Below are 11,794 nucleotides of genomic sequence, written 5' to 3'. Positions count from 1 at the left end.
GACGAGGCCTAACGAACGAGAGTTTGTGCGACGAACGGGCTACTACTGCCGGGGTGCGTGGTGGTGGGGCGGGATCTGCCCGTTCGCGACCGCGTGCTCGGCCTGCTTGATCGCCTCGACCACCAGGGCGACCGCGTGTTCGTCGGTGAGGCGGTAGAGCACGCTCGTGCCCTCCTGCCGGGTCGTGACCATCCGCGCCATCCGTAGTCGGGCCAGATGCTGCGACACCCCCGAGGGCTTCTTCCCGACCAGTTCCGCCAGCGCGTTCACCGGCAACTCGTCGGCCTGGCGCAGGGCCAGCACGATCCTGATCCGCGTCGGATCGGACAACAGTCCCAAGACCTCCGCGGCGAGATCGACGTATTCCGACGCGGGATCCATGCCGCACATCTGCTTATCTGCATCCATACGCAGATACTAACAGCGGCGTATGGGTGAGGGAACCCTGCCGTCGTGTGCTGGACGAGGCCCGGCGGCTGCGCCAGCAGCGACCAGGATGAACGGTGCGGGTACGGGATTGTGCACCTGGCCGGCATGAGACGACATGCGAATCTCCCTGAGCCGGTGCCGGTGTCGATGCGCACCGTGATCCTCGATATCCACGCCGACGGGTCGATGACCGTGATGATCGACGGCACCGTGTATCCGCCCGACGACGACCAGCGGCCGTGGTCGCGGGCCGCGTTCCCGCAGATCATCGACCACGCCAGCCAGGAGCGTGCGGTGCCGGTGCGGGTGGAGGTGCACGAGGCCGACGGCACGAGCTTCACCGAACTCGTCGCCGCACAACCACGCCGCGCCGACCCTGCACCCGAGCCGGCCCCAAAGACGAGACGGCCCAAGGCGGTGCCGGCGCTGATCGAGGTCACCGGGGAGGGGTTCGTCGCCGGGGAGGACATCGCCTGCACCGTGCTCGTCTCCGACACCGACGCGGCCGGCGACGGCACTGCACGGGGTCGCTCGATCCGCGACGGGTCGGGGATGCCGGAGAGGTGCTTGCTGGTCGGGCGCGTCTCCGGCACGGTCGTGGCGCGCAGGCTGCGATGAGCGTCCCGCAGGGCCGCCAGAGCGGCGACTTCGGCGACGAGCTGACCAACGCCGCGATGATCGGGCTGGTCGGACTGTTCGGCCTCGCCCTGATCCTGCGCGGCGCCGGATCGGTGGCCGCGTTCCTCACCGGCACCGACCAGCCCGCCGCTGGGCCCGCCTCCGGCATCTCGGTGCTGTTCCGGCCCGGTGATCCTGCCGCCGCGCTCGACGCGCCAGGGATGAGCGCGGTCGCCTACTGGGCCGTGACCGTCGTCTTGCTGGCCGGGCTGGTCGCCGGCGGTCGCTGGGTGTGGACGCGGGCGCGCCGTCACGCCCGCAAGACCGAGGTCGACCCGCACACAACCGCCGGAGTCGCGACCCGCCACGAGGTGGCCACGGTCGCCTCACCTACGGCGCCGCTCACCCGCGCCGGGAACTTGCGACCCTCTCTCTCCAAGCCGACCCCGGCGGATGTCGGCTACCGACTCGGGATGTGCCGGGGCCGGGAGGTGTGGGCCAGCGTCGAGGACTCGATCCTGCTCATCGGACCACCCCGCTCCGGCAAGGGCCTGCACGTGGTAATCCCCGCGATCCTCGACGCGCCGGGGGCGGTGATCGCCACCAGCACCCGCCCGGACAACCTCACCGCGACCCTGCGCGCGAGAGAGAAGCACGGCCCGGTCGCAGTGTTCGACCCCCAGCACCTGGCCGAGGGCGTCCCGGCGGGGATGCGCTGGTCGCCCGTGCGTGGTCGCGCCGACCCTCTCACCGCGATGATCCGCGCTACCGGCCTCGCCTCGGCCACCGGCCTGTCTGCCGGCGGGGTGGAGTCTGGCGGATTCTGGGAAGGCAAGACGAGGACTGCGCCGCAGGCTCTGCTGCACGCACGCCGCTCTCTTGATGGGCGTTCCCCGGCGGAGCTGTTCCGCTGGACCCTGGACCCCTCGGTCGCGGCGGAGGCCGTCGCGATCCTCACCAACAGCCCGGACGCGGCCACGGGGTGGGCGGACTCGCTGGAATCCATGATCGACGCCGACCCCAGGACCCGCGATTCGATCTGGCAGGGCGTCTCTCTGGCCCTCGGTGCTCTCGCTGACCCGCGGGTGCTCGATGCCGTCAGCCCCGGCCCCGGGGAGGAGTTCGACCCCGAAGCGTTCATCCGTGATCGGGGCACCCTGTTCCTCCTCGCGACCGGTGCTGGAGCCGGAGCCTCCGCAGCACTGGTCGCCGCGTTGGTGGAGGATCTCGTGGAGACCGCCCGGCGGATCGCGGCACGCTCACCCGGAGCCCGTCTCGACCCGCCACTGCTTGCTGGCGTTGGATGAGATCGGCAACCTCGCCCCGCCGCCGTCGTTGCCGACGCTGATGGCCGAGGGCGGTGGCACCGGAATCACCTGTTTGCCCGTGCTCCAGTCTCTCGCGCAGGCGCGCGACAAGTGGTCGGAGAACCAGGCCGGCGCGATCTGGGACGCCTCCATCGTGAAGATTCTTCTCGGCGGGGCTTCGAACAGCAAAGACCTTCAAGACCTGTCCACGTTGATCGGTGAACGTGATGAGTACACCGACTCGATCACCCTCGGTGATCACGGCACTCGCCAGAACCAGCGCTCCGTGCGCAGGGTCGCGATCTTCCCGCCCGACCGGTTGCGGACCCTCCCGTTCGGCACCGCGGTGACCCTGCTGCGTGCGGCCCCGCCGATCGTCACCGATCTGCGCGCCTGGCCCGCTCGCGCCGACGCCGACCAGCTCAAGACCGACCGGGCCGAGATCGAGGCGCGCTGCGCCGCCCCGACCCGCCTCGGTAGGTCCGGGACAGCTCGTGTGCACCTGCCTGTCACGACGGCCGCCACGACAGGTGGCCGCATCAGGAAGACAGGAGCGGACGATGGCCGAGCACGAGAACCCAGGAACCGGCCCCGAGACCCAGCCCGAGCAGGGCGCGGATGTCCGCGAGTCCTTCAAGGGACGCATCAAGTCCGAGCCGACGCTGGGCACCACTCAGAAGGGCAAAGCGGCGTTCTACGCGAAGGTCGAGCGGCGTCATTGGGACTACGAGGACGACGGCACCTACACCCGTCTGCCGAACACCTACCACGACCTCGTCGCCTACAAGGGCGTCGCCGTGCGCGCCTACAAGCAACTCGCCAAGAACGACTTCTTCATCGCCGAGGGGCGCATGGAGGACTACCAGTCCAAGAGCACCGGCGAGACGAAGCAGCGGTTCGTCGCGACCGCGCTCGGTCACGACATGGCCCGCACCACCTACGAGGTCGACCGCACCCCGCGCCGCGAACAGGCCCAGCGACCCACCGTCGAACGTGACGCGGCCCAGCAGTCCGCCGGTTCCGGTGTTCCCGAGCGACCGGAACGGCAGGTGGCGCAGCAGCAGACGCCTGCCGCGTTCGCCGCGCCCGAGTACCGGCCCGACCGGCAGTCGCCGGACATGGGCCTGTGAGCACCGAGGAGTCCCGATCATGACCGACGACCGCGACCACGAGACCCCCGGTGAGCCCGCCGTGGAGGAGTCGCCCGAGGACGAGCTCGACCTCGACGACGAGGGGATGCTCGAAGACGAGGACGAGGAGGACCCCGGCCCGCCGCACCCAGTGAACTGGTACCTGCTGCGCGCCGACGAACTCGAAAAGGAGTGGTACGCCCTGAACCGGTGGGTCGAGACGACACGCCGCACCTACGGCCGCCCGCCAGCGTCATCCCACCGTTCTGGCACCGCCACGACGAACTCGTCTGGGAGCTCTCAGCGCTGCATCTGCACTGGCTGTGTGCCTACCACCCCGAGCAGAACGGCAGTGCCCCGTTCGGGTGGCATCGCGACTTCGCCGACGCCCGCGCCAGGCCGCGCGAATGGGTCGCCGCCTCCGGTACCCGCCTGGACCGCGACCGGCCAACCAGGCAGACGACCTGGCCCGGCGAGGACCCCGCCGACCCGGTCGAGGACGTGTTCGTCGCCGACCGCGATGCCGACTTCGTCGAGTACGTCGCCGCACGAGTCGCCGAACGCCGCGCCGCCGAGGACGCCTTCTTCGCAGGCGCCGATCCGCGCACCGGGGAACTGCGATGAGTACCGCAGCTCAGCAGACGAGCGCCGAGCTCTCGCGGCTCCAGGAGCTGGGGCGAGAGCTCGGCGCGTCGTTCCTACCGCCGACTGACCGTCAGGGCGCGGCGGTCAGGACGATTCTGGTCGCCTCCATTGATATGTCTCGGGAACCGAGAACCGAGGAGTGATCTTGATCCGTGCCGGATCAAAGCGGCCGCCCATGGTCTTGGCCTTCTCGATCCGGATGTCGAGCAAGATCTTGAGCATGCGGCGCTTCTCGACCAGGTCGAGAGCTTCCCATGCGGCATCCAGATCCTTCGTCTGGATCAGTGCGAGGAGTTGCCTGTCGGCGACCGGGGGAACGGCGGCTTTCGCGGCACGTTCGATCTCGGGCTTGAGGCGTTCCTCGACATCGGCCAGCATCGTCATGCTGATCCGGCCCTGTGCATACTCGCCCGCCGCGTCGGCGAGGCGCCTGCGCAGTGCTGCGACATGGTCCTGGGCTTCGCGGACCCGCTCGTTCCAGTTGTCGTCCGGGCCCAGAATGACCGCTAGGCTCTCAGGCTTGGACAGCCAACCAAGTAGTGCGCCGGTGACGTAAGCGTCCGTGTAGGGAATGTCGATACTGACCTTCCGGCACCCCACTTTCCCGCAGATGTAGTTGTCTCGAGGCATCCCAGTCCGCTTGCGATCCACGGCACCATGAATGCGCACCAAGGGGTGCGAACAGAAGCCGCACCTGGCAATGAATGACAGCGGCCCACCTGGGGTGACTATGGTTGCCTTCCTCCACGTACCGAGTACGGCGAGCCCGGTCCGCAAGGATCTGGTTGACCTTCTCCCACTTTTCGACCGGAACGATCGCCGGCCAGTCCGCTTCACCGATGACCTCGCCCTGATACATGCGCAGGCCCGCAATCGTTGGACTCTTGATGAGTTGGCGCAGGGTTGAGCTCATCCAACCTCGCGACTGGTCGGACGTCGGCTTCATCGGGGTCGGCACCCCCGCGCGATTCAGGCGAGTCACGATGTTGTTGATCGAGACCCCGTCCAGAATCTCATCGACGGCCGTGATGATGATCGAGGCCTTTCCCGGGTCGATCTCCTGACGAACCAGCGCACGCGTCTGCTCGTCATACACCCTGCGGTACCCGTAGGGGAGCCGACCGTGTGGGCGACCCTTCTGCGCGTTGAGCCGCACAGTGCGCAGTCGCCGGTCCCGGATCACCGCGGCGTCCTTCTCCGCAGTGAGGAACTCCAGCCCCATCATGAAGCTGTCGTCATGGCGGGAAAAGTCATAGACCCGGCCCTTCGTCAGGTAGAGCACACCGGCTTCCTGACAAGCCGCACGCAGTTGCACGTACGCCAGTAGCTCACGTCCGGCGCGGGAGGGCTCCCACGTCACGAACGCGTCATACTTCTTGGAGGCGATCAGGTGGAGAGCCTCCTCGAACCCCTCACGCTCGCGGGTGCGCCACTTCGATGCAGATCGATTGGCATCGGTGATGACCCTGCCGACATTCCACGTCTCGTCGCGCGCACCAGGCGCGGCAGTCCGTCTCCTGATCGTCGGTCGAGCGCATGAGGTAGTGACGATCCATCGAGGCTCGCGTGTATATGAGAGCCTTGATCTCGGAAGCCGGTGGTCGGGTGGGTAGTCGAGTCTCCATGACAGACAGGTGCTCCTCTTGCATCTGCCATCTAGGCTGCTGGGTGAGCCGACCAACGACATGGACACGGACATGCTGGCGGCGATGGAGGACCTGCTGGACACCTGGCCCGGTCCGCTGCTGGTGGTCTCGCACGACCGCTACCTGCTCGAGCGCATCACGGACACGCAGTACGCGGTGCTGGACGGCGGGGTGCGGCACGTGCCGGGCGGAGTGGAGCAGTACCTGGAGCCGCGGGCTGCGAGCGAGGAGGCCGCGACGGGCGGGACGTCCGGCGGCACCGGTTCGGGCGGTGGCAGTCGCGCCGGCTCCGGTTCCGGAGCGGGCGGCGCAGGGTCCTCCGGGGCCGGCGGGTCCGCCTCGGGTGCTCCTGCGCTCTCCGGCGCCGAGGCGCATGCGGCGCAGAAGGAGCTCGGCGCGATCGAGCGGCGGATGCAGAAGCTCGAGAAGCAGACGGAGTCCCTGCACGCGAAGCTCGCCGCGCACGACCAGTCGGACTACCAGGGGCCGCAGGAGATCACCGCGCGCCTGCAGGAGGTCGAGCGGGAGAACGAGGAGCTCGAGGAACGCTGGCTGGAGCTGTCCGAGCGGCTGGGCTGAGCGACTGGGCTGAGCGGCTCGGTTGAACAGCTCGTCGGCCGTGGGCCTGGCGCGGTCCAGCTGAGCAGGGCATCGCTCAGCGCCTGCGGCGCGTCATCGTCCGCGACTGCCGCGCCGCACGATCCAGTCGCCGGGGCGGCCCGGGCAGCGGCGGGACCGATGGGGCTCGGGGATGTCCGTGAGCCGGAGCCGCAGAGCGGTGAGAGCGCGGTGCAGGGTCATGCCGTCGCCGGCCGGTCCGTCCCCCTGCCCGGTCGTCATGGGACTGCTCGTCTGACGGCCTTCGCCCACATGCTCTCTCGTCGTCGAGTAGAGGGGCGCGCCGTGATGCGCGGCCCGGTCGTCCGCCGGGCGCTCTGCCGTCGCGTCGCTGCTCAGCGGGGCTTCTCCGGGGTCCGGGGCCTCTCTCGCGCATCGTCGTCGGTAGGTGCCGAGCGGATCGAGGTTGATCGCGCCCCGGGTCGCGCGCGGCCGTGGCGGGTGGTCCAGCGTACGGTGCGGCGTTCGCCGTCCTCGTCGCGGACCACGCGTGCCGTCTCCCCGGCGAGCTCCTTCTGATTGCATGCGGCGCAGAGGCCGTTGCCGTTGTCCAGAGACGTCGCACCGCCCTTGGACCAGGGCGTGATGTGGTCGATCTGCCGTATCGGGGCGTCACAGTGGGGGCCGCGGCAGGTCTGGTGGGCGAGGGTGAGGAACCTGGTCAGCGCGCGGGGAACGCCCTCGATCGTGACTCCACCGCGACCAGGTCTCCGTGGTCGAGATCGGCGTAGAGCTGACGGATCGTGAGGGCGAGGTCGGTGTCCTCCTCGGCCTGGGCCGCGCGGAGCATCTCCTCGCGCACGTGGTCGTAGGGGACGGTCCCGAATCCTTCGACCAGGGCGGCATCGGCGTGCGCAGGGGCGAGGAGGGAGCGGTCGGTGATGACGATCCCGACGTCGAGCGTCGTGGGGTCGATGCCGTCGCCGCGGCCGATCAGCGCATCGGCGAAGAGGTCGGCCATGATCTGCTGGTGGCCGCGCCGGTCGCCCTGGGCGCGGGCGCTCTCGGCCGCGACGTCGAGTCCCTTGCGGATCCGAGCGCCGTCGATGCCGGGGACGAGGGCGGTGATCCGCGCCATCCCGTGGTCGGTGCGCCGCACCGTCACGTGCCGCTCCCGCTTCGCGGCCTGGTGGCGCGCGGCGGCACCGGCAGGGTCAAGGGCGTGGAGGATCCTCGCCGCCTCGTCGCCCCACTGCTGAGGCCCGCACCCTTCGAGCTCGGCGAGCCGGGAGGTGAGGATCATATCGACCTGTCGACGCCGCTCCGGGGTCGCCGGGCCGAGGACCGAGCCGACCTTGTGGGCGGACTGCGGGAGCATGCGCGCGGAGGACAGCGCCGAGATCATCCCGGGCATGCTCGCGGACGAGCCGACGGGAGGTGGCGAGCGTGCGCCCCGCGACAGAGCGGGAGGACTTCAGCGTTCGCGACGCTTCGGCGCGGGCCACCAGCGCGGCCTGCCTGGGACTCTCCTCCCGTCGGAGGCAGTCCGCCTTCACCGCGTCCTCGAGGTGCACCACGGTCCGCGCCCGCAGCGACTCGAGCGCTCCTTCCAGGCCGACGATGGCCTCGAGGAGCGTCATCGTCCCGTCGATGTCCAGCGAGTCCAGGGGCGCGGAGCCCCGCGCTCCGAGCTCGCCGAGGACCTCGCGGGCGGCGAGGAGGTCGAGCTCGCCGATGGTCAGCTGCTCGGCGTCGACCCGGATCGGCCGGTCCGCACGAGAAGGGAGCTCGCCGACCGGACCCCCGGGAGGGCGACCGTGAGACTCGGACGGACGGCCGTGAGACTCGGACGGGCGGCCGTGATCCTCGGACGGGAAGCCGTGATCCCCGGAGGCGCCGGCGGTGCCTTCGGGGATCTCGCGCTCGTTCGAGGATTCTTCCGACATGCCGCTATTTTCGCACGATTATTCGACGAGGAGAAGGGTCGCAGTAGAACTACCGACCAGGAACTTCACGGTGTGGATAACCGGGTCGCGGGGAGGGAAGGTTGGCGATCACGGCAGACAGCGAGCACCAATGCCTACCCGCCGAACTGCAGGTCCATAGGCGCCTCGGGCGCTCAACTGCGCGCTCTGATCCGAGGCGGAATGTCAAGCACCACCAATTTTTGTGGATAATTCGAATTTCTTCGACGATCTGCCGCGCCGAATTGTGGACAGCGCACTGTGGAGGACCAATACGTGGGGAGGACCCCTCGACACGACGCGGTGGATGACTCCGCTTCGTGGAGGAACCGTCCGTCCCGCACCGGGACGGGGACGCACGCGGAGTGGTGGGTTGCAGCCCGGCTCAGCACTCCTCGGGCACGATCGGAGCAGAGCGGACCGCGACCCCACTCAGCTCTCCTCGAGCACACTCGGAACAGGACGGGCCGCAGTCCCGCTCAGCTCTCCTCGAGCACGCTCGCGCCGGGCGCCGAGCCCCGCGCGATCAGGCAGGACTCCACCAGCCCGCCCTCCGTCAGGCCTGCCGCGATGGTGCGCGCGGCGGCCTCGTCCTCGACCAGCGCGGCGACCGTCGGTCCGGAGCCGCTGACGATCGCGCCGATCGCGCCGAGCCGCTCGGCGGCCTCGACGACCTCCTCGAGCCGGGGATGCAGGGCGAACGCCGCGGCCTGGAGGTCGTTGTGGAGGGTGTCGGCGAGCGGCTCGAGGTTGCCGCCGCTGAGCGCCTGGAGCTGTCGCTCGTCGATCTCGGGTCGCTCCGGCGGCACACGGCCGCCCGCGAGCACGAGCTCGTCGAAGCGCCGGAAGACCTCCGGGGTGGAGAGGTGCCCGCCGGGGACGGCGAGCGACCAGGTCCATTCGCCGTGGGTGAGCACCGTGGTGAGGTCCGCACCGTTGCCGCGCCCGAGCGCGGTGTGGCCGAGCATCGAGAAAGGCACGTCGGCGCCGAGCCGTGCCCCGAGCGTGCGCGCGCCCTCGGCGCCGAGACCCAGCCCCCACAGCCGGTCCAGCGCCACGAGCACCGCCGCCGCATCGGCCGAGCCGCCCGCCATGCCGCCGGCGACGGGGACCTGCTTGCGGACGTGGAGCGCCGCCGCGTCCCGCACGCCGCACTCGGTGCGCAGCGGCTCGGCGGCGCGCAGGGCGAGGTTGGTGCCGTCCAGCGGCACCTCCCCGGGCACCTCGGAGGTGATCTCGAGGCTCATCTCGTCGGCGCGGGTCGCCGTGACGGTCTCGTAGAGGTCGACCGCCTGGAACACCGTCGCGAGCGCGTGGTAGCCGCGGCCGTCCACGCCGCCGACGTGCAGGGACAGGTTGATCTTGCCGGGGGCGCGCACGACCACCCGTTCGAGGGCGCCGCTCACCCTTCGGCTCCCGTCGCGTCGTCCTCGGGCGCGGAGCGCCCCGTCCCTCTCGCCCGCCTCGGCGTCGCCCTCGGCCTGCTCGGCGGCGGCGTGCGCGATGGCGCGGAACTGCTCGATCTCGAGGGTCTCTCCTCGAGCCGACGGGTCGATCCCGGCGGCGCGGAGGATCTCCTCGGCGCGTGCCGCGGCGCCCGCCCAACCGGCGAGCGCGGCGCGCAGGGTCTTGCGGCGCTGGGCGAAGGCCGCATCGATCACGGCGAAGACCTGCTCCCGCTCCGCCGCGGTGCCGAGCGGCTCCTCGTGGCGGACCAGCCGCACCAGGGCGGAGTCGACGTTGGGGACGGGCCAGAAGATCTGGCGTGAGATCCGTCCGGCGTGGACGGCGCGGCCGTACCAGGCGGCCTTCACGCTCGGACCGCCGTAGGTGCGGGAGCCGGGTCCGGCGGTGAGACGGTCGACGACCTCGGACTGGACCATGACCAGCGCCGATCGGAGCGAGTCGAAGCGCTCCAGCATGGTCAGCAGGATGGGGGTGGCGACGTTGTAGGGCAGGTTCGCGACCAGCATCGTCGGCTCCCCGCGCGCGGGCGCGACGCGGGCGACTCGGTGACCTGGAGCGCGTCGGCGTGGACGAGGCGGAAGCGCTCCTCCTCGACGCCGCGGGCGCGCAGGGTGAGGGGGAGCGGCTCGGCGAGGCCGCGGTCGAGCTCGACGGCGACTACGTCCGCCTGCGCCTCGAGCAGGCCGAGCGTGAGGGACCCCAGACCCGGCCCGACCTCGAGCACGGCCTGGCCGGGCTCGACGCCGGCGCGTCCGACGATGGTGCGCACCGTGTTGGGGTCCATCACGAAGTTCTGGCCGCGCCGCTTCGAGGGGCGGATCCCTGCGGCCTCGGCGAGCTCGCGGATGTCGCGGTGGGTCAGCAGCAGGCCGGCGCCGTCCTGCTCGCCCCCGCGCCCCTGCTCCCCCGTGCTCATGCCGCGGCCGCCTCGGGCCAGCCGTACACGTCCTGGGTGGTGACCCGCACCGCGCGGCAGGCCTCCTCGAGGGAGGCACCGGTGGTCTCCGCGATCGTCGCCATGGTCAGCGGGATCAGGTAGGAGGAGTTCGGCCGGCCGCGATAGGGCACGGGGGTGAGGAAGGGCGCGTCGGTCTCGACCATGACCTGTCCGAGGCCCACCTCGGCGAGCGCGGCGCGGAGGTCGGTCGCGTTCTTGAAGGTGAGGGTGCCGGCGAAGGAGAGGTACCAGCCGCGGTCCGCGCACTGGCGCGCGAACTCCGCGTCGCCGGAGAAGCAGTGGAAGACGGTCCGCTCGGGGGCGCCGTCGGCCTCGAGGATCTCGAGCACGTCGCGGTGCGCGTCGCGGTCGTGGATCTGGAGCGGGAGGTCGAGCTCCTTGGCGAGCGCGATGTGGGCGCGGAAGGAGGAGATCTGCGCCTCGCGGGCCTGCTCGTCCTTGCGGGAGGTGCGGAACCAGTCCAGGCCCGTCTCCCCCACCACGACCATGCCGGGGCCGCGCAGCGGCTCCGAGACCTCCGCGATCGCGGCGTCGAGGCCGACGATCCCGCGCCCCTCGTGGTCGTGGCCGCGGGCGTGCGGCGCCGCCTCGTTGGGGTGCACGGCGACGCCGCCGCGCAGGGAGGGCGGGCAGTCCGGGGCGGCCAGCGGCGCCGCGGTCCAGCGCACCGCCTCGAGGTCGGAGCCGATCGTGATCTGCGCGTCGATGCCGGCGGCGGCGGCGCGGTCCACGTGGTCCTGGACGCTGAGCCGCGTGTCCCCGTCGGCGAAGTCGAGGTGGCAGTGGTTGTCGATCACCGGGGACGGCGCGGCTCGGGCGCGGGCGGCCAGGAGCGGTCGCGCTTCTTCCCGCGCGGATCGATGTCCTCGCGGTCGCGCACCGGCGGGAGCGCGGAGGCGGGGGTGTTCTCGTGCGGTGACGGCATGCGACCATCGTAGGAGGGTCGCCGCACTGCTCCGCACCGTGTCCTCAGGAGCGCCCCCGCGGCCTGAGTGGCCGACGGCCATCGCGCCGCCGCGCAGTGCCGCAGAGGCGCCCGACCGGCCGTGTCCTGCACCGCCGGTGTGCTACC

At 70.9% G+C, this 11,794-nt stretch carries 14 protein-coding genes and 2 pseudogenes; 6 read left to right on the top strand and 10 right to left on the bottom strand.

The genetic code is table 11. The annotated features are described in order from the left end of the window. Positions 1-42 precede the first annotated feature (42 nt). Positions 43-408, bottom strand: coding sequence for a metalloregulator ArsR/SmtB family transcription factor (locus WKH84_RS22700; protein WP_197464170.1), 366 nt, complete (start codon positions 406-408; stop codon positions 43-45). 126 nt (positions 409-534) lie between these two features. Between WKH84_RS22700 and WKH84_RS22695 the strand changes: the two genes are divergently transcribed. From WKH84_RS22695 to WKH84_RS22680, 4 genes and pseudogenes are all read left to right on the top strand, one after another. Further along, entirely contained in the window at positions 535-1,047 is a 513-nt protein-coding gene (locus tag WKH84_RS22695; RefSeq protein ID WP_341855197.1) for a hypothetical protein, read from the top strand. After that, positions 1,044-2,805 (top strand): annotated as a pseudogene (locus WKH84_RS22690) (TraM recognition domain-containing protein); the annotation flags it as partial. The gene WKH84_RS22695 and the pseudogene WKH84_RS22690, both read left to right, overlap by 4 nt. A 109-nt stretch (positions 2,806-2,914) precedes the next feature. Continuing rightward, positions 2,915-3,484: a single-stranded DNA-binding protein gene (locus tag WKH84_RS22685; RefSeq protein ID WP_341857056.1), complete on the top strand. Its 570-nt coding sequence runs from the start codon at positions 2,915-2,917 to the stop codon at positions 3,482-3,484. A gap of 106 nt (positions 3,485-3,590) precedes the next feature. Next, positions 3,591-4,108, top strand: a pseudogene (locus tag WKH84_RS22680) (hypothetical protein). A 105-nt stretch (positions 4,109-4,213) separates the two neighbouring features. Here the strand turns inward: WKH84_RS22680 and WKH84_RS22675 are convergent. Together WKH84_RS22675 and WKH84_RS22670 are read right to left on the bottom strand one after the other, a co-directional pair. Beyond that, positions 4,214-4,513, bottom strand: a complete 300-nt coding sequence (locus WKH84_RS22675; protein ID WP_341855196.1) for a hypothetical protein — start codon at positions 4,511-4,513, stop codon at positions 4,214-4,216. A 130-nt stretch (positions 4,514-4,643) separates the two neighbouring features. Beyond that, entirely contained in the window at positions 4,644-5,816 is a 1,173-nt protein-coding gene (locus WKH84_RS22670) for a recombinase family protein (RefSeq protein ID WP_341857018.1), read from the bottom strand. Here WKH84_RS22670 and WKH84_RS22665 point away from each other — a divergent pair. Continuing rightward, on the top strand, positions 5,815-6,354 hold the full coding sequence (locus WKH84_RS22665; RefSeq protein WP_341855195.1) for a hypothetical protein: 540 nt from the start codon (positions 5,815-5,817) through the stop codon (positions 6,352-6,354). The two genes, WKH84_RS22670 and WKH84_RS22665, sit on opposite strands and share 2 nt — an antisense overlap. Positions 6,355-6,447: 93 nt before the next feature. On the opposite strand, the gene WKH84_RS22660 is transcribed toward WKH84_RS22665, so the two are convergent. The 3 genes from WKH84_RS22660 to WKH84_RS22650 all read right to left on the bottom strand — a co-directional run bounded on the left by WKH84_RS22660 (position 6,448) and on the right by WKH84_RS22650 (position 7,738). Next, positions 6,448-6,615, bottom strand: a complete 168-nt coding sequence (locus WKH84_RS22660; RefSeq protein ID WP_341855194.1) for a hypothetical protein — start codon at positions 6,613-6,615, stop codon at positions 6,448-6,450. Between the two features lie 113 nt (positions 6,616-6,728). Further along, complete coding sequence (locus tag WKH84_RS22655; RefSeq protein WP_341857017.1) at positions 6,729-6,980, bottom strand: HNH endonuclease; 252 nt, start codon at positions 6,978-6,980, stop codon at positions 6,729-6,731. Positions 6,981-7,054: 74 nt separating this feature from the next. Continuing rightward, the gene (locus WKH84_RS22650) at positions 7,055-7,738 is read right to left on the bottom strand and encodes a DUF222 domain-containing protein (protein ID WP_341855193.1); all 684 of its coding nucleotides are present in this window, start codon (positions 7,736-7,738) and stop codon (positions 7,055-7,057) included. Between WKH84_RS22650 and WKH84_RS22645 the strand changes: the two genes are divergently transcribed. Then, positions 7,710-8,510 carry a hypothetical protein gene (locus WKH84_RS22645; RefSeq protein ID WP_341855192.1) on the top strand — a complete coding sequence of 267 codons (801 nt, stop codon included), beginning with the start codon at positions 7,710-7,712 and terminating at the stop codon, positions 8,508-8,510. The two genes, WKH84_RS22650 and WKH84_RS22645, sit on opposite strands and share 29 nt — an antisense overlap. 266 nt (positions 8,511-8,776) lie before the next feature. Here the strand turns inward: WKH84_RS22645 and WKH84_RS22640 are convergent, their stop codons facing one another. The 4 genes from WKH84_RS22640 to WKH84_RS22625 are packed head-to-tail and all read right to left on the bottom strand — an operon-like array spanning position 8,777 to position 11,647. After that, positions 8,777-10,270: a 4-(cytidine 5'-diphospho)-2-C-methyl-D-erythritol kinase gene (locus WKH84_RS22640; RefSeq protein WP_341855191.1), complete on the bottom strand. Its 1,494-nt coding sequence runs from the start codon at positions 10,268-10,270 to the stop codon at positions 8,777-8,779. After that, on the bottom strand, positions 10,222-10,680 hold the full coding sequence (locus WKH84_RS22635) for an rRNA adenine N-6-methyltransferase family protein (RefSeq protein WP_341855190.1): 459 nt from the start codon (positions 10,678-10,680) through the stop codon (positions 10,222-10,224). Before WKH84_RS22635 ends, WKH84_RS22640 begins: the two co-directional genes overlap by 49 nt. Further along, positions 10,677-11,519, bottom strand: a complete 843-nt coding sequence (locus WKH84_RS22630) for a TatD family hydrolase (RefSeq protein WP_341855189.1) — start codon at positions 11,517-11,519, stop codon at positions 10,677-10,679. Before WKH84_RS22630 ends, WKH84_RS22635 begins: the two co-directional genes overlap by 4 nt. Next, positions 11,516-11,647 (bottom strand): hypothetical protein, encoded by a 132-nt coding sequence (locus tag WKH84_RS22625; RefSeq protein WP_341855188.1) that lies wholly within the window; start codon positions 11,645-11,647, stop codon positions 11,516-11,518. Before WKH84_RS22625 ends, WKH84_RS22630 begins: the two co-directional genes overlap by 4 nt. Positions 11,648-11,794 lie beyond the last annotated feature (147 nt).

Source organism: Brachybacterium sp. GPGPB12 (genome assembly GCF_038396325.1).
Taxonomy (GTDB): Bacteria; Actinomycetota; Actinomycetes; order Actinomycetales; family Dermabacteraceae; genus Brachybacterium; species Brachybacterium conglomeratum.
The sequence above is the reverse complement of the archived record's forward strand: the minus strand, read 5'-3'. Positions and strand labels throughout refer to the sequence as shown.